Annotated in this window: 13 protein-coding genes; 7 read left to right on the top strand and 6 right to left on the bottom strand. The window is 65.9% G+C overall.

Features of this window, described 5'->3' with window-relative positions:
- Window positions 1-57: 57 nt before the first annotated feature.
- From PX653_RS25875 to PX653_RS25885, 3 genes are read right to left on the bottom strand one after another with little or no spacing between them, the layout of a single operon-like run.
- Entirely contained in the window at window positions 58-810 is a 753-nt protein-coding gene (locus PX653_RS25875) for an AAA family ATPase (RefSeq protein WP_277415502.1), read from the bottom strand.
- A 21-nt stretch (window positions 811-831) separates the two neighbouring features.
- Window positions 832-1,419 carry a response regulator transcription factor gene (locus PX653_RS25880; protein ID WP_277415503.1) on the bottom strand — a complete coding sequence of 196 codons (588 nt, stop codon included), beginning with the start codon at window positions 1,417-1,419 and terminating at the stop codon, window positions 832-834.
- 3 nt (window positions 1,420-1,422) lie between these two features.
- Window positions 1,423-3,435: a sensor histidine kinase gene (locus tag PX653_RS25885; protein WP_277415504.1), complete on the bottom strand. Its 2,013-nt coding sequence runs from the start codon at window positions 3,433-3,435 to the stop codon at window positions 1,423-1,425.
- A 173-nt stretch (window positions 3,436-3,608) separates the two neighbouring features.
- Here PX653_RS25885 and PX653_RS25890 point away from each other — a divergent pair, with 173 nt between their 5' ends.
- The 6 genes from PX653_RS25890 to PX653_RS25915 all read left to right on the top strand — a co-directional run bounded on the left by PX653_RS25890 (window position 3,609) and on the right by PX653_RS25915 (window position 8,719).
- Entirely contained in the window at window positions 3,609-4,601 is a 993-nt protein-coding gene (locus tag PX653_RS25890; protein WP_277415505.1) for a TRAP transporter substrate-binding protein, read from the top strand.
- 125 nt (window positions 4,602-4,726) lie between these two features.
- Entirely contained in the window at window positions 4,727-5,287 is a 561-nt protein-coding gene (locus tag PX653_RS25895) for a TRAP transporter small permease (protein ID WP_277415506.1), read from the top strand.
- Window positions 5,284-6,573, top strand: coding sequence for a TRAP transporter large permease (locus PX653_RS25900; protein ID WP_277415507.1), 1,290 nt, complete (start codon window positions 5,284-5,286; stop codon window positions 6,571-6,573). Before PX653_RS25895 ends, PX653_RS25900 begins: the two co-directional genes overlap by 4 nt.
- 493 nt (window positions 6,574-7,066) lie before the next feature.
- Window positions 7,067-7,591, top strand: coding sequence for a methylated-DNA--[protein]-cysteine S-methyltransferase (locus PX653_RS25905; protein WP_277415508.1), 525 nt, complete (start codon window positions 7,067-7,069; stop codon window positions 7,589-7,591).
- Window positions 7,567-8,466 (top strand): site-specific tyrosine recombinase XerD, encoded by a 900-nt coding sequence (xerD, locus tag PX653_RS25910; RefSeq protein WP_277415509.1) that lies wholly within the window; start codon window positions 7,567-7,569, stop codon window positions 8,464-8,466. Before PX653_RS25905 ends, xerD begins: the two co-directional genes overlap by 25 nt.
- 52 nt (window positions 8,467-8,518) lie before the next feature.
- The gene (locus tag PX653_RS25915) at window positions 8,519-8,719 is read left to right on the top strand and encodes a hypothetical protein (RefSeq protein ID WP_277415510.1); all 201 of its coding nucleotides are present in this window, start codon (window positions 8,519-8,521) and stop codon (window positions 8,717-8,719) included.
- Window positions 8,720-8,845: 126 nt separating this feature from the next.
- Here PX653_RS25915 and PX653_RS25920 read toward each other — a convergent pair whose 3' ends face one another.
- From PX653_RS25920 to PX653_RS25930, 3 genes are all read right to left on the bottom strand, one after another.
- Window positions 8,846-11,953 carry an efflux RND transporter permease subunit gene (locus PX653_RS25920; RefSeq protein WP_277415511.1) on the bottom strand — a complete coding sequence of 1,036 codons (3,108 nt, stop codon included), beginning with the start codon at window positions 11,951-11,953 and terminating at the stop codon, window positions 8,846-8,848.
- Between the two features lie 3 nt (window positions 11,954-11,956).
- Complete coding sequence (locus PX653_RS25925) at window positions 11,957-13,162, bottom strand: efflux RND transporter periplasmic adaptor subunit (protein ID WP_277415512.1); 1,206 nt, start codon at window positions 13,160-13,162, stop codon at window positions 11,957-11,959.
- Window positions 13,163-13,369: 207 nt separating this feature from the next.
- Complete coding sequence (locus tag PX653_RS25930) at window positions 13,370-14,326, bottom strand: AraC family transcriptional regulator (RefSeq protein WP_277415513.1); 957 nt, start codon at window positions 14,324-14,326, stop codon at window positions 13,370-13,372.
- A gap of 149 nt (window positions 14,327-14,475) precedes the next feature.
- On the opposite strand from PX653_RS25930, the gene PX653_RS25935 reads away from it, so the two are divergent.
- The gene (locus PX653_RS25935; RefSeq protein ID WP_277415514.1) at window positions 14,476-16,551 is read left to right on the top strand and encodes a sensor domain-containing protein; all 2,076 of its coding nucleotides are present in this window, start codon (window positions 14,476-14,478) and stop codon (window positions 16,549-16,551) included.
- The last annotated feature ends 7 nt before the right edge of the window (window positions 16,552-16,558 follow it).

A 16,558-nucleotide genomic window follows, 5' to 3' on the forward strand; every position in this document is an offset into this window, starting at 1 on the left:
CCTCAGCATGGTCCGGGAAACCGAAATCGGAGACTGTCTCGGGTCCTGTCGCCGGGTTTACTCGTCCGCCAGCAGCACGTCCAGCATCCGCTGCGGATCGAGGAGGAAATCACGCGTCACCTGGTAGTGCTCCGTGTCCATGTAGTCGGTGCGGCGCAGGCCCTTGGCCGTGCAGGCGTAGATGCGGGCGTCCGGGTAGGCCATCAGGATGGGCGAGTGCGTCGCGATGATGAACTGCGAGCCCTCCTTGACCAGCTGGTGGATGCGCCCCATCGCGGCCAGCTGGCGCTGCGGCGACAGCGCCGCTTCCGGTTCGTCCAGCACGTACAGGCCTTGCCCGCGGAAGCGGTGCGTCAGCAGTGACATGAACGATTCGCCATGCGATTGCTCGTGCAGCGAGCGGCCGCCATAAGCGGCTCCGATTGATTCGCCTGGTCCGGCGTCGTACAGTCGCTCGATCTCGGTGGCGACGTTAAAAAAACTCTCCGCCCGCAGGAAATAACCGTCGCGCGGCCGCCGGAAGCCCTTGGCGATACGCACGTACTCGTGCAGCGCCGAATGCGAGGCGCGCGTGTCGAAGTTGAAATTGCGGCTGCCGCCCTCCGCGTTGAAGCCCAGTGCGACGGCGATCGCTTCCAGCAACGTCGATTTTCCGCTGCCGTTCTCGCCGACGATGAAGGTGACGGCGGGGTGGAACGCCAGCACCTGCAGGTGGCGCACGGCGGGCAGGTTGAACGGGTAGCGGTCGAAGCCGGGGACGATGTCGCGCCGCAGCGTCAGGTCGATGGCGAAGCTGGACGAAATCCCCATAGCGGCGAGTTGTACCCTGCTTTATTTCAGCAGGCCGGCCAGCTCCACGGCCGTCTTGACCTGCATCTTGTCGAAGATGTGGGCGCGGTGCACTTCCACCGTGCGCATGCTGATGCCCAGCTCGTCCGCCACCACCTTGTTCATCTTGCCGGCCAGGATCAGGTCCAGCACCTCCCGTTCGCGGCTCGACAGCGTGGCCAGGCGCGCATGCACGGCCGCGCTGGCGCTGGCGTGCAGCGACTTGGCCAGGCCTTCCTGCACGCGGTCCATCAGGTCGTTGTCGTTGAACGGCTTTTCAAAGAAGTCGAAGGCGCCCCGTTTCAGCGTGTCGACGGCCATCGGCACGTCGCCATGGCCCGTCAGGAAGATCACCGGCAGGCGCTGCGTCAGGCCGCGCGCGTGCAGCTGGTCGAACACGGCCACGCCGTTCATGTCCGGCATGCGTACGTCCAGCAGCACGCAGTCGCCGGCCGGGTCGAACTGGCCCGCCTCGACCCAGGCGAGGAACTTGACGCCGCTGTCGTAGGTGGCGGCGGCGATGGCGCGCGACGAGGCCAGCCACGACAGCGAATCGCGCACCACTTCTTCATCATCGACGATATGCAGCATCGGTTACTCCGTTGTTTCTACTGAGGTTACGCTGGCTGGCAGCGTAAAAGTGAATATGGTACCGCCTCCCGGGTTGTCGCGGTGCGTCAGCGTGCCGCCGTGGAACTCGATCGCCGTGCGACAGATGTTCAGGCCCATGCCCATGCCCTGCGCCTTGGTCGAGAAGAACGGCGAGAACAGCCGCTCGGCCACTTCCTGCGGGATGCCGTGGCCGTTGTCGGCCACGCACACGCCGACCTGGTGCGCGGGCGCATCGTAACAGGCTTCCAAGGTCAGCGTGCGACGCCTCAGCGGTACGTTGGCCATCGCCTCGATGCCGTTGCGCGTCAGGTTCAGCAGCACCTGCTCGATCATCATGCGGTCGGCCCGTACCAGCGGCAGGTCGGCCGGCAGCACCGTGCGGAACGTCACCTGGTAGTGGCGCGCCTGCAGTTCGATCAGGGCGCGGATGCTGTCGAGCATATCGGCCAGCGCCACGTCCTGCCGCTCCGCCTCGCGCTTCTTGACGAAGTCGAACACGCTGCGCACGATCTGGCCGGCGCGGCGCGCCTGGGCGCTGGCCTGTTCCAGTGCCGGTTTGAGCTTGCCGCTGTCGACCGGCGCGCCGTCGGTGCGGGCCAGCAGGTTCAGTGCCCCCGTCGTGTAGCTGGAAATCGCGGCCAGCGGCTGGTTCAGTTCATGCGCCAGCATCGATGCGATCTCGCCCATCGTGGCCAGGCGCGCGCTGGCCTGCAGCTTTTCCTGGTGCTCCCGATTGAGTTCCTCGATGCGCTTGCGGTCCGTGATGTCGAGGATGGAGCCCATCCAGCCCGTGTGGCGGCCGGCGTCGTCCACCAGCGGCGCCTCGAAGATCAGCACGGGGATGCGGGTGCCGTCGGGGCGCTGGAAGATGGTTTCGAACTGCGGCGTCACCGTCCCCGCCAGCACGTTGGCCAGGCGGTGCTGGTATTCGGCCATCACTTCGGGCGCCCAGTAGGGCATCGGCGGCGAGCGGCCCACCAGCTCCTCCTCCGTATAGCCGACCATCTGGCAGAAGGCGGGATTGACGTGCGTGATGCGCCCCTCCAGGTCGCGCGCGCGCAGGCCCGTCACCAGCGAATTCTCCATCGCCGTGCGAAACGCCATCTGCTGGCGCAGCGCATCCTCGGCGGCCAGGCGGCGCGAGATGTGGCCCCACAGCGCCAGGAGGCTCCACAGCAGCGCCAGCGACAGCGCGATGACGGAGCCCACCAGCAGGTTGGGCAGGAGCTTCGGTTCGCTCTTGACGCTGTCCGTCATCAACGTGACGGTGACGCCCGGCAGGTCGAGCGCGCGCTTGTGCGTGTAGACGCCGTGGCCCGGGCCGGCGGCCGCGCGGCGTGCCAGGATGCGGTCGTCGCGGTCCAGCAGCGTGATCTGGTTGTCCTGCGCGAACCACCACGGCACCATCTCGTCCAGCAGGCTTGAGAGCTGGTAGGTGGCGACGACGCTGCCGACGTAGTCGTCGCCCCGGAACAGGGGCAGGTGGTAATCGAGCATGATCGCCCCGGGCGTGCCGGCCGGGTTCAGCGTTTCCGGCTCGGGCTGGCCGTAGACGGGGTTGCGGCCGCGGCGGGCCCTCTCGGCCGCGTCGCGCGAGGCCGGCGACAACGTCGCCACCTGCGGCGGCGCCGCTTCCGTGGAGGCGGCGATGCGACCGTCCGGCTCCAGCCACATCAGGCGCTTCAGCTCCGTGCCCGTCTTCATCAGGCGCAGCATGCGCTCGCGCAGCCGCTCGGGCGGCGTGCCGGACAGGATGTCGTTGCCGATGGCGCGCAGGCTTTCCTCGTGGCGCCCCATCTGGAAGCGGATGGTCTGCTCGACCCACAGCGTGTCGGCGATCAGCTGTTCCTGCCGTTCGCTGCTCTCCATCTGGCGCGCCTGCCACGGCAGCCAGATCAGGATGGCGAGGAAGAACAGCACCAGCACGACCGGCATCAGCCAGCGCACGGTATGCGGGAAGGGCAGGCGCGCGGCCAACGATGGGGAATCGGTCATTGTCTGAGAGTAACGAAATTTCGCTGCCCGGCTATTGTGGTTTTCCACAATAGCCCCTTGCGCAGCACTTGCACAGAATGGGATGGCGAGAATTAGGGCTTGCGATCGTGGCAACTGCGCGCTGCGGCCCCGATCGACACCCGATAATAAACCAACTCTTTTTGGGGACACACATGAAGCTCAAGACCATCCTGGTCGCGCTGGCCGCGACCGCCGCCATCACTTCCAACGCCTTCGCGCAAGCACCGATCGTCATCAAGTTCAGCCACGTCGTGGCGCTGGACACGCCGAAAGGCCAGGCCGCCGAGCGTTTCAAGCAACTGGCGGAGAAGGCCACCAACGGCCGCGTGAAGGTCGAGGTCTATCCGAACAGCCAGCTGTACAAGGACAAGGAAGAACTGGAAGCGCTGCAGCTGGGTGCCGTGCAGATGCTGGCACCGTCGCTGGCCAAATTCGGTCCGCTGGGCGTCAAGGAATTCGAGGTCTTCGACCTGCCGTACATCTTCCCCAACAAGACCGCGCTGTACAACGTGACCGAAGGTCCGATCGGCAAGGGCCTGCTGAAAAAGCTGGAAAGCAAGGGCATCACGGGCCTGGCGTACTGGGACAACGGCTTCAAGATCATGTCGGCCAACAAGCCGCTGCGCGTGCCGGCCGACTTCCGCGGCCAGAAGATGCGCATCCAGTCGTCCAAGGTGCTGGACGCGCAGATGCGTTCGCTGGGCGCGAACCCGCAGGTGCTGGCGTTCTCCGAGGTGTACCAGGCGCTGCAGACGGGCGTCGTGGACGGCACCGAGAACCCGCCATCGAACATGTACACGCAGAAGATGCACGAGGTGCAGAAGTTCGGCACGCTGTCGAACCACGGCTACCTGGGCTACGCCGTCATCGTCAACAAGAAGTTCTGGGATGGCCTGCCGGCCGACATCCGCACGGCGCTGGAAGGCGCGATGCGCGAAGCGACCACGTATGAGAAAGCCATTGCCCAGCGCGACAACGACATGGCACTGGAAGCGATGAAGAAGTCCGGCAAGACCCAGTTCATCGCGCTGACCCCGCAGCAGCAGGCCGAGTGGAAAAAAGCCCTGGCCCCCGTGCAGAAACAGATGGAAAGCCGTATCGGCGCCGACCTGATCAACGCGATCAACAAGGAAGGCGCGAAGTAAGCTTCGCACAGCCGTTGTAGCAGCTGTAACCCCGGGGCGGCGTCCTGCCGCCCCGCGTAGTCTCATCAGAGATCATCCCTTCCCGAGTTGCGGTTCACCCGAGCCGTTTCTATTGAAAGATCATCATGAAATTCCTGGACCACCTGGAAGAGTGGATCATTGCGACCCTGATGGGCGCGGCCACCTTCATCATTTTCGTGGCGGTCGTGCACCGCTACCTGTCCGGCCTGCCCATCGGCTGGCTGCAGGACGAACTCATTCAGATCAATACCAGCTGGGCGCAGGAGCTGTGCATCTACATGTTCGTGTGGATGGCCAAGTTCGGCGCCGCCTATGGCGTGCGCACGGGTATCCACGTCGGCGTGGACGTCGTCATCAACCGCCTGTCGACGCCGTGGCGCAACAAGTTCATCATCTTCGGCCTGCTGGCCGGCGCGCTGTTTACCGGCATCGTCGGCACGCTGGGCGCGTCGTTCGTGTGGGAGATCGGCCACACCGAGCAGACCTCGGCCGACCTGGAAGTGCCGATGTGGCTCGTCTACCTGGCCGTGCCGCTGGGTTCCTACCTGATGTCGTTCCGCTTCCTGCAAGTGATGGTGCACTTCATCCGCACCGGCGACCTGCCGAAGCACGACCACTCCCACGTTGAAGGCCTGGACGACGAAGTCCAAGGAGCAAAAGCATGAACGCGCTGATTATCTTTGCACTGCTGCTGGTCCTGATGTTGACCGGCATGCCGATTTCCATTTCGCTCGGCCTGACGGTGCTGACGTTCCTGTTCACGATGACGGAGGTGCCGATCGAGTCGGTGGCGCTGAAGCTGTTTACGGGCATCGAGAAGTTCGAGATCATGGCGATCCCGTTCTTCATCCTGGCCGGTAACTTCCTGACGCACGGCGGCGTGGCCCGCCGCATGATCAACTTCGCCACGTCGATGGTCGGCCACTGGCACGGCGGCCTGGCGCTGGCCGGCGTGCTGGCGTGCGCGCTGTTCGCCGCCGTTTCCGGCTCCAGCCCCGCGACCGTCGTGGCGATCGGCTCGATCATCCTGCCCGCCATGGTGAAGCAGGGCTATCCGAAGCGCTTCGGCGCGGGCGTCATCACGACGTCCGGCGCACTGGGCATCCTGATTCCGCCGTCGATCGTCATGGTGATGTACTCGGTGACGACCAACACGTCCGTGGGCGCGCTGTTCATGGCCGGCGTCGTGCCGGGCATCATGCTGGCGTTCCTGCTCGGTCTCACGACGTGGGTGCTGGCGAAAAAGCACAACTACCCGCGCATGAGGAAGGCCACGTGGGCCGAGCGCCTCGCCGCGTTCCGCAAGAGCGCGTGGGGCCTGCTGCTGATCGTCATCGTCATGGGCGGCATCTATTCGGGCGTGTTCACGCCCACGGAAGCGGCGGCCATGGCGGCCGTGTACGCGTTCGTCATCGCCGTGTTCGTCTACAAGGACCTGAAGATCAAGCAGGTCGGCAAGGTGCTGCTGGACTCCGCCTCGATGTCGGCCATGCTGCTGTACATCATCACCAACGCCGTGCTGTTCTCGTTCCTGATGACGAGCGAGAACATCCCGCAGGAAATGGCGGCCTGGTTGACGGCGCAAGGCCTGGGCCCGATCGCCTTCCTGCTGGTGGTGAACGTGCTGTTGCTGATCGCCGGTAACTTCATGGAGCCTTCGTCGATCGTGCTGATCATGGCGCCGATCCTGTTCCCCGTGGCGGTGGCGCTGGGCATCAATCCGATCCACTTCGGTATCCTGATCGTGGTCAACATGGAGGTGGGCATGTGCCACCCGCCCGTGGGCCTGAACCTGTACGTGGCGTCCGGCATCACGAAGATGGGCATCTCGGAACTGACGGTGGCGGTGATGCCGTGGCTGCTGACGATGCTGGGCTTCCTGATGGTGGTGACGTACGTGCCGGCGATCTCGCTGTGGCTGCCGAACCTCGTGTACGGCAGTGTCGGTTGACGCGCATACCACAAAATTTGCCTTCGTTACCACATCGATTTGCAGCGTGACCAAATTGTGACTTGCTAAAAAAAAACTGGAGAAAATCGAGGATGGATCAGTTATGATTGCCTCGCTCCTGTTTGGTGCAACAGATATCGATATGCACCAAGGTAGCAACGAACATGCAAATTAGTGGGGAGTGGTAAATAAGAAGGCTGCCGGAGACGGCGCGATAATGCGAGGAGACACGCGGTTCACAAGATGCTGTTGGCATCACTGCTGCAGGCGGCCACAAGCCACGCCGCAGCGGGACCAAACAGCCGGGGCCGTGCCAAGGCAAGAGTTAAAACGCACCTGCGGGTGCGTTTTTTTTCGACCCTACGCACCTGCGGGGGCGTATTTTTCGACCCTACGCACCTGCGGGTGCGTTTTTTTTCGTTCACAGGGCTGATTCTGGTCCGGCTGTGAACGATGGTGTAGCATGTCCGCCACAGCAGCAGGGAGTTCAAACGTGACTAAAATACAACAGGCAGGCGAGCTGTTTGCCGCCATCGTCCACACGCCGTTCGGCGCCCTCGGCATCCGCACCGGCGGGGCCGTCATCACCGAGCTGGTCTACCTGCCGGCCAGCTTCGACGAGAAGGCGCCCCAGGACCCGGTCGCGGCGGAAGCGGCCGCCCAGGTGCTGCGCTACTGCGACGACTCCGACTACCGCTTCCACCTACCGCTGGCGCAGGTCGGCAGCGAATTCCAGCGCAAGGTCTGGCAGACCATCAGCGCCATCCCGCGCGGCGAAGTGCGTACTTACGGCGAAGTGGCCAAGCACGTCGGCTCGATGCCGCGCGCGGTCGGCCAGGCCTGCGGCGCCAATTATTTCCCGCTGGTGGTGCCGTGTCACCGCGTCACGGGCGCGCAAGGGCTGGGCGGCTTTGCCGGCAGCGATGACCGCAACGGTTTCACGCTCAACGTCAAGCGCTGGCTGCTGGCACACGAAGGACTGCGCGAATACGCATGGCAGCAGACGACGCTGCTCTGATCGACGCGTTCTGCGACGCCCTGTGGCTGGAAGACGGGCTGTCGAAGAATTCGCTGGATGCCTACCGCCGCGACATGCGCGCCTTCGCGCAGTGGCTGGAGGTGGCGCAGGGCGGCAAGTCGCTGCTGGCCGTGACGCGTGCGGACGTCGACGCGTACTTCGCCGCGCGCCATGACGACACCAAGGCAACGACGTCGAACCGGCGCCTGTCGGTACTGAAGCGTTTCTACCAGCAGGCCTTGCGACAGAACCGGATCTCGCAAGACCCGTGCCTGAAGGTGGCGTCGGCCAAGCAGCCGACGCGCTTCGTCCATACGCTGTCGGAACCGCAGGTCGAAGCGCTGCTGGCGGCGCCGGATGCGTGCGAACCGCTGGGCGTGCGCGACCGCACCATGCTGGAACTCATGTATGCGAGCGGCCTGCGGGTGTCGGAACTGGTGGCCTTGAGACTGACGGAGCTGGGCCTGAACGAGGGCGTGCTGCGCATCACGGGCAAGGGCAGCAAGACGCGGCTGGTGCCGTTCGGCGCCCAGGCCCGCGCCTGGCTGGAACGCTACCTGCGCGAAGCGCGCGGCCTGATCCTCAACGGCCAGCAGGACGACGCGCTGTTCGTCACGGCGCGGGGCGGGGCGATGACGCGGCAGATGTTCTGGGTCATCGTCAAGAAGCACGCCGCGCGTGCCGGGATCACGGCGCCGCTGTCGCCGCACACGCTGCGCCACGCGTTTGCCACGCACCTGCTCAACCATGGCGCCGACCTGCGCGTGGTCCAGCTTTTGCTCGGTCATTCGGACATCTCGACCACGCAAATCTACACCCACGTGGCCCGCGAACGGCTTAAGCAGTTGCATGCGGTACATCATCCGCGCGGATAAAAAATTCTGCGATGCTGGAGCTACGGCATAATGTCCCCAAAGGAGGTACGCCATGGCAAAAACGAATTTCTCATACGAGAAGCGCCAACGGGAGTTGGAAAAGAAGCGCAAGGCCGAGGAAAAGGCCCGGCGCAAGCAGGAAGCGAAGTCGCGGCCGGCAGGAGAGCAGGGCAGCGACGAAGCAGATGAGGCTGAGGAAGCCGAGCAGGCCGACGAGCCGGCGGAGACTGCAGACGCCGAACGCGAGCAGTAACCGCAGCAATGGCAAGGCACATCCGCAGGCTTGCCTCATAAACAAATCGGGGACAGCCTCCGATTCCCGCGCTGGCGGCGAATCGGAGACTGTCCCCGATTTTGCGATTTTGCTGTTGGGTTGGAGCTACGCTGCGTCTGCCACCACCACCGCCGCCTTCTCCTCCGGCGCGGCAAACCACCGCTTGGCCCGCTTGCCGAGATTGTCCAGGTAAGTGTACGCAACGGGCACCACCACCAGGGTCAGCAGCGTCGACGTGATCACGCCGCCGATGACCGCGCGCCCCATCGGCGCCTGCGTCTCGCCCCCTTCACCCATGCCGATCGCCATCGGCAGCATGCCGAAGATCATCGCCAAGGTCGTCATCAGGATGGGCCGCAGGCGCACCTGGCCGGCCGCCATGATGGCCTCGCGCTGTGCCATCCCGCCTTGCTGGCCGTGGTTGGTGAAGTCCACCAGCAGGATCGCGTTCTTCGTGACCAGGCCCATCAGCATGATGACGCCGATGACCGAGAAGATGTTCAATGTCGATCCCGTCACCAGCAGCGCGGCCAGCACCCCGATCAGCGACAGCGGCAGCGACATCATGATCGCCACCGGCTGCAGGAAGCTGCCGAACTGCGACGCCAGCACCAGGTAGATGAAGACCACGGCGATGCCCAGCGCGATCATGGCGCTGGTCAGCGTCTCCTGCATCTGCTTGGCCTGTCCGCCCACGTCGAAGCGCACGCCGGCCGGCATCTCGATCGACTCCATCGCCTTCTTGACGTCGGCATCGACGTCGCCGCCGGGACGGCCCTCGACGCCGGCCATCACGGCCACGCGCCGCATCAGCGCCTGGCGCTTCAGCACCTGCGGGGAGAACGACGGCACGAACTCCACCACCTGGCGCAGCGGTACCATCAGCGGGCGCCCGTCCGGCCCCGGCTTGCTGGACGCCAGCGACAGGTCGGCCAGGTCAGCCACGCGCTGGCGGCCCACCTTCGGCAGCTGCACGTTGACGTCGTAGTTCTGGCCATCCGGCGCCAGCCAGTAGCTGACCGTTTCGCCCGCAACGAAGGGACGCAGTGCCGCGCCGATCTGCTGCGTGGTCAGCCCCAGGTCGCTGGCCAGCTCGTTGTTGATGCGGATCGACGTGGAGGGGTTGGCGCCTTCCTGGCTGTATTCCAGGTCGGCCACGCCCTTGATCGTGCGCATCTTGTCCATCAGCTGGTGGGCCACCTTGTCCAGCTTGGCCTCGTCGGTGCCCAGGATCGCGATGAAGATGGGCTTCTGGCCCACCGACGGCGTGATGCCGGGGATCGTCGCCAGCCGCGCGCGGATGGCCTTTTCCAGTTCCTTCTGCGGGCGACGGTGCGTCTTGTGCACGTCCGTCAGCTTGACGTTGACATACGAGATGTGACGGCCCTCGGCCGCGCCGATATTGCTGAACACCGTCTCCACTTCGGGGAACTCGCGCAGCGCCGCTTCCACCTGCGCGACCTTGCTCGCGTTGTAGTCCAGGCTGGAGCCGACGGGCACCTTGAACTGCATGTCGATCCAGCCGCGGTCCGTCTCGGGGAACATCTCGCCGCCGATCTTCGGCACCAGCAGCAGGCTGGCCACGAAGATCGCCAGGGTCAGCGCCAGGGTGCTCTTGCGCCAGTCCAGCGCAACGGCCAGCACCTTGCCGTACCAGACGTGCACCTTGTCGATGCCGTGCTCGATCGTCTCCATCAGGCGGCCCAGCCACGGCAGGTACTTGAAGCGGTCCTTGACGGGGTCGTGCCAGACCGAGGACAGCATCGGGTCGAGCGTGAAGCTGACGAACAGCGACACCAGCACGGCGACCGTGACGGTGATGCCGAACTGCAGGAAGAACCGGCCGATGATGCCGTCCATGAACGCGACGGGAATGAACACGGCCACGATGGCGAACGTCGTCGCCATCACGGCCACGCCGATCTCGTTGGTGCCGTCCTCGGCCGCCTTGCGGTGGCTCTTGCCGAAGCCCAGGTGGCGCACGATGTTCTCGCGCACCACGATGGCGTCGTCGATCAGGAGGCCGATGCACAGCGACAGCGCCATCAAGGTCAGGAAGTTCAGCGTGAAGCCGAACGCCTTCATCGCGATGAAGCTGGCCAGCACGGAGATCGGCAAGGTCAGTCCCGTGATGATCGTCGAGCGCCACGAGTGGAGGAAGAAGAACACGATCACCATCGTCAGCACGGCACCTTCGATGATGGTGCGCTTGACGTTGTTCAGCTGGTTTTGCACGCGGTCCGATTCGGCGTCGGAAATCGCCAGCACCACGCCGGCCGGCAGGGATTTTTGCAGGTCGGCGACGACGGCCTTGACGCCTTCGCCCACTTCGACCACGTTCGAGTCCTGCACCTTCGTCACTTCCAGCGAGATGCCGCGCTTGCCGTCGATGCGGGCCAGCGAGCGCTCTTCCGCCTCGCCGTCCACCACGTCCGCCACCTGTTCCAGGTAGACAGGACCGCTGGCGCGGCGCGCCACGATGATCTTGTTGAATTCGCGCGGTTCCTTCAGCTTGCCCTCGACGCGCACCAGCCGGTCGCTGGCATCGCGCGTGATGTTGCCGGCCGGGAGATTGGCATTGGTGTCCTGGATCGCCCGCATCACCTCGTTCACGCCGATGCCCTGCGCCGTCATCTCGGCCGGCTTCAGGCTGATGAGGATCTCGCGCTTGGCCTGGCCGTAGCTGCGCACCTGGCCGACGCCGGGCACGCCCTGCAGGCGCTTGACGATGACCTGGTCAGCCAGGGTGGACAGCGTGCGGATGTCGACGCCCGGCGACGTCAACGTCAGCCGCACGATGGGCTGCGCGTTGTCGCCTTCCTCGCGCACGATGAACGGGTCCTTGGCTTCCTTCGGGAAGCGCGGCCGCACGATCCCGACCTTGTCGCGGATGTCCTGCATGGCGCGGTCCATGTCGGTCGACAGCTCGAACTCGATGTAGATGCCGGCCTTGCCTTCCCACGAGTTGGCGCGCAACGTGCGCACGCCGCGTACGGTGTTGACGATGTCCTCGATGGGGCGGGTGATGTCCGTCTCGACGGCTTCAGGCGAGGCGCCCGGATAGGCCACTTCGATGGCGACGAACGGGATCTCCACGTTCGGCATGCTCTCCACGCCCAGGCCGCGGTAGGACGCCAGGCCCAGCACCATCAGGCCGATCATCACCATCGTCGCGAAGACGGGCTGGCGGATACTGATTTTCGTGATCCACATGGCTTACCCCTGCGGTGCTTTGACGGCGGGCTTGGCGTCCTGCGCCAGCGCGCCCGGTGCCGGCAGGAGCACGCTGGCGCCGGGCTTGATGCCTTCCAGCTTCGACACGATCACGTGCTCGCCATGCGCCAGGCCGTCCGTGACGGCGGCCAGCCCTTCGTCGTCGTTGCGCAGGCCCAGCGTGACGGGCTGCGCCACCACCTTGCCACCGGCGACCTTGTAGACGACGCTGCGGCCGTTCTCCTCGTGCAGCGCCGTCACCGGCACCTGCGGCAGCGCGGCCGTGCGTTCCGTGACGATGCTGCCCTTGGCGAACATGCCACCGCGCAGGGCGCCGTCGTCGTTCGGCACCGTGATGTAGACCAGCATCGCGCGCGACCCGGCTTCCGTCGTCGGATTGATGCGCGCGACCTTGCCGGCGAACGTGCGGCCGGCGAAGCCGTCGACGCGGAACGTCACTTCCTGGCCCGTCTTCACGCGCGGGATGTCGGACGTCGGTACCTGCGCCTCGAGGGTCAGCTCGGCCAGGCTGACGATCGTGTAGACCGGCATGTCGGGCGCCACCTTCTCGCCCGCCTGCACGTGACGCTTGCTGACGATGCCGGTCATCGGCGCGCGGATCGTGCTGTCGGCCAGCGCGATACGGGCCAGCTCCACCTGCGCGGACGCCGCCTTGACGCTGGCACGGGCCAGGTCCACCGCGTTGGCATTGGTGTCGTAGGCTGTCTGCGAGATGTACTTCTGCGCCAGCAGCGCACGGCTGTTGTTCTCGTTCTTCTGCGCCATCGCCAGGCGTGCCTGCGCTTCGTCCAGCATGGCCTGCTGCTGCGTCATGCGCGCGCGCAGGTCGGCCTGGTCGATCCGGGCCAGCACCTGGCCCGCAGCGACCGTCATCCCTTCGCGCAGCGCCGATTCCTCGACCACGCCGGACACCTTCGACTTGACGGTGGCCTGGCTGACCGGCATCAGGGAGCCGGACAACGGCAGCTGCACGGCCAGCGGCCGCGCGGCGATGGCGGCGACGTCGGTCGCGGCCAGCTCGTACACGACCGGCTTCGTCGCAGCTTGCGGCGCGGCGGCGGCCGGCGCGGTTTGCGGGCGCAGCGCCATGTACGCGGCGCCGGCAATGGCCAGCACGACGATGGCGATGGCCGGCTTGCGCCAGCGGCGCCGGGACGAGGGAGCGAGGGGCAGTGGATCGGGTGTCATTGATTTTCTCGAAGTGGGTTGGCCGCTGCCGGCGAGGGAAATTGCGATGGTGGCACTGTAGGCAATCGCAAGGGCGGCGGCTACGGGGATGCGACGAAGCGCGTTTTTGCGCGCCTGAATTGCGGCGGGCGCTGATAAAGCGATGAACAAAAGCAAAGGTGTACGGCGCCGGGAACACATCCCCGGCGCCGGGCTTGCGCGCGCTCGTTAGAGCGGACGCACCGGGATGCAGAGATCGCAGCGCATGGCGCCGGTGTCGGCGTCCATGGCCGTGTCGGGCCGGAAGATTTCAAGGCAGGGACGGTCGTCGCATTGCAGGCCGCTCGACGGCAGCCAGTTGCGGGTCAGCCAGGTCCACGCATCGGCGATGCCGGCCGGCTGTCCCGTGAATGCGGCGCGTGCATAGCGGCCGCCGGGCAGCGTGGCGATATCGGCCGAGCCGGTGTCGGTGAAGTCCTCGGGCAGGGCGACGCAGGCGTCGTAGCGGCAATTGTCGGCGGGTGTCATGCCCGGATCGTCGTAGCCGATGCCGATGCAGAGCGGTGCTTCCAGGCCGCGCGACTGCATCCATGGGGCGACGACGGTGCGCCAGAACACGCTGATTCCTGGTCCATACGGACCGATATGGCGAAAATACGCGACCCGGACGGCTGGCAGGTCTGTGATGACAACTTCCATGGTGGGGTTTTCTCTAATGTTGTTGGAAACATCATCGTCGCTCATGGGCAGCGGTCCTGCCTGATCCGGATTGCCGAGCAACTGATCGGGATTGCTGTGGCGGCCGAGGGCCTGCGCGGCCAGGCGCCGGGGCGTGTCGCGCCGCCACTCGCTTGGCGTGCAGCCGAATCTCGTCTTGAAGGCACGGGCAAACGCCTCGCCCGAGCCGAAGCCGGTCGCCAGCGCGGTTTCCAGCACGCTTTCCGTTGGGCCGCAGCTGAGCCGGAAGGCTGCCTTCTCGAGACGCCGGCGCCGTGCATAGTCGCCCAGCGTTTCGCCCATCCAGGCATGGAAAACGCGGTGAAAATGGAAGCGCGAAAAGTTCGCCACGTCGGCCAGCTGCGCCAGCTCCAGCGGTTCATCCAGGTGCTGGTCGATGTAATTGAGCACGCGCGTCATGCGCCGCGCATATTCGTCGCGTGGAGACGGAACAATGGGAGCGTTCATGTTTCCATTATAGCAATGCCGGTTGGGATGCCGGATGCCTGGGCGCGATCTGCCGATAGGTTGGCGTAAGGCAAGAGTGGCGATTGAAGCGGCCTGTACTGTTGAGGTCGCACAAACGCGCGCCGGGCTTGCCCGGCAAGAATGGCCAGATGGACCAGTCAGGACACAGCTCGTTTCCCGCCCTCGCGGGCCAGCCGGCGCAGGAGGCGCTGGGCTGGATCACGCGCCTCGTCGCCGCGCTCGAACTGACGCCGCTGGTGGCCGTTTGCAGCATCGACCGCGCCGGCATCGTCCGCTTCTGCAACCGTGCCTGCGCCCAGCTGTGCGGCATGACGCCGCAGGAGGCGGTCGGGCGCCGGCTGGACGAACTGCTGTCGCGCGGCGAGCGCGGGGCCGAACATGCGGCGCTGCTGGAAGCGGTCTGGCGCACGGGCCACAACGGTCCGGCCGGCGACTGGATCGTGCGCACGCCGGATGGGCGCGAGCGCTGGGTCTATTCGACCACCGTGCCGATCTTCCACGGCGAGCTGGGGCAGGTGTTCTGCATGGACGTCGACATCACGTCGCGCAAGCACGCCGAGCGCACCTTGCAGCTGGCGGCGCAGGTGTTCGAGAACAGCCGCGACGCGATCCTGCTGACGGATGGCCGGCGCCGCATCGTGTCCGTCAACCGTGCCTGCGCCGGGATCACGGGCTACGACGATGCCGAGATGCTGGGCCAGCCGCTGTCGCTGCACCGCACCGGCGTGGAGGACGAAGCGTTCCTGCGCGAGGTCTGGACCCAGCTGGAGGCCGTCGATCACTGGCAGGGCGAAACGTGGTCACGCCGCAAGGGCGGCGATGCCTTCCCGGCCTGGCTGTCGCTGACGGCGATCCGCGACGGCCACGGCCAGGTCAGCAACTACATGGCGATCCTGTCCGACATCTCGGAGCGCAAGCGCAGCGAAGAGCACACGCGCCACCTGGCCGAGCACGACTACCTGACGGACCTGCCGAACCGCGTGCTGCTGCTGGACCGGTTGTCGCTGGCGCTGTCGACGGCGCGCCGCAAGGGCAGCATGCTGGCGCTCCTGTTCCTCGACCTGGACCGCTTCAAGCCCGTCAACGACACGCTGGGCCACCAGGTCGGCGACGCGCTGCTGCGGGAAGTGGCGGCGCGGCTGCTGCACTGCGTGCGCAAGGTCGATACCGTCAGCCGCCAGGGCGGCGACGAGTTCGTCATCATCCTGGCCGACATCGGCGGCATCGATCATGCCGCCCACGTGGCGGAGGCGGTGCGCCAGGCCATCGGCCAGCCGTACCGGATCGGCGAGCACGCGCTGCGCATCTCGGCGTCGATCGGCGTCAGCATCTTTCCCAGCGACGGTGACGACATCGACACCCTGGTCAAGAACGCCGACGTGGCGATGTACCACGCCAAGGAGGGCGGCCGCGACGGCTTCCGCTTCTTCAGCGCCTCGATGAACGAGCGCATCGCCCTGCGGGCCGACTTCGAGGAAGGCCTGCGCCGCGCGCTGGACGAACAGCAGTTCGAGCTGGCGTTCGAGCCGGAACTGGACGTGCAGAGCGGCGCGCTGGTGGGCGCGGAAGCGCTGGTGCGCTGGCGCCATCCGCAACTGGGCCTGCTGCTGCCCGAGCGCTTCCTGGACGTCGCCGAGGAGGCCGGGCTGATGGTCCCGATCGGCAACTGGGTCCTGCGCGAAGCCTGCCGGCACGCGCGTGCCTGGCACGACGAGGGCCACGAGGTCGTCGTGGCCGTCAACCTGTCGCTGGGGCAGTTCCTGCAGGGCGACCTGCCGCAACAGGTGCAGGCGGCACTGCGCGAGGCCGGGCTGGCGGCGCGTTTCCTGGAACTGGAGCTGACGGAAGCCATCATCATGCAGGGCGGCCAGGCCGTCGTCGACAAGCTGCGCGGCCTGCGCGCGCTGGGCGTGCGCCTCTCGCTGGACGACTTCGGCACCGGCTGGTCGCGTCTGGGGCAGCTGAAGGACTATCCGATCGACAAGCTGAAGATCGCCCAGGCCTTCCTGCTGGACGGTTTCGATGCGACCGTCATCCGCACCATCATCGCGCTGGCACGGAGCATGGACATGACGGTGATCGCGGAAGGGGTCGAAACGGCCGAGCAGCTGGAATTTTTGCGCGGGCACGGCTGCGACCAGTACCAGGGATACTATGCGGTCGCTGCGGCCCGCGACAGCGGCCAGGGCGGCGTGCTGCATTGAACGCGCT

Origin of the sequence: Pseudoduganella chitinolytica, from assembly GCF_029028125.1 — a bacterium.
In the GTDB taxonomy this organism is placed as follows: domain Bacteria; phylum Pseudomonadota; class Gammaproteobacteria; order Burkholderiales; family Burkholderiaceae_D; genus Rugamonas; species Rugamonas chitinolytica.

Coding starts and splice junctions, on each gene's coding strand:
- xerD (WP_277415509.1), top strand. CDS start 7,567: ATGGCAGCAGACGACGCTGCTCTGATCGACGCGTTCTGCGACGCCCTG.
- PX653_RS25915 (WP_277415510.1), top strand. CDS start 8,519: ATGGCAAAAACGAATTTCTCATACGAGAAGCGCCAACGGGAGTTGGAA.
- PX653_RS25895 (WP_277415506.1), top strand. CDS start 4,727: ATGAAATTCCTGGACCACCTGGAAGAGTGGATCATTGCGACCCTGATG.
- PX653_RS25925 (WP_277415512.1), bottom strand. CDS start 13,162: ATGACACCCGATCCACTGCCCCTCGCTCCCTCGTCCCGGCGCCGCTGG.
- PX653_RS25880 (WP_277415503.1), bottom strand. CDS start 1,419: ATGCTGCATATCGTCGATGATGAAGAAGTGGTGCGCGATTCGCTGTCG.
- PX653_RS25900 (WP_277415507.1), top strand. CDS start 5,284: ATGAACGCGCTGATTATCTTTGCACTGCTGCTGGTCCTGATGTTGACC.
- PX653_RS25930 (WP_277415513.1), bottom strand. CDS start 14,326: ATGAACGCTCCCATTGTTCCGTCTCCACGCGACGAATATGCGCGGCGC.
- PX653_RS25935 (WP_277415514.1), top strand. CDS start 14,476: ATGGACCAGTCAGGACACAGCTCGTTTCCCGCCCTCGCGGGCCAGCCG.
- PX653_RS25920 (WP_277415511.1), bottom strand. CDS start 11,953: ATGTGGATCACGAAAATCAGTATCCGCCAGCCCGTCTTCGCGACGATG.
- PX653_RS25875 (WP_277415502.1), bottom strand. CDS start 810: ATGGGGATTTCGTCCAGCTTCGCCATCGACCTGACGCTGCGGCGCGAC.
- PX653_RS25885 (WP_277415504.1), bottom strand. CDS start 3,435: ATGACCGATTCCCCATCGTTGGCCGCGCGCCTGCCCTTCCCGCATACC.
- PX653_RS25890 (WP_277415505.1), top strand. CDS start 3,609: ATGAAGCTCAAGACCATCCTGGTCGCGCTGGCCGCGACCGCCGCCATC.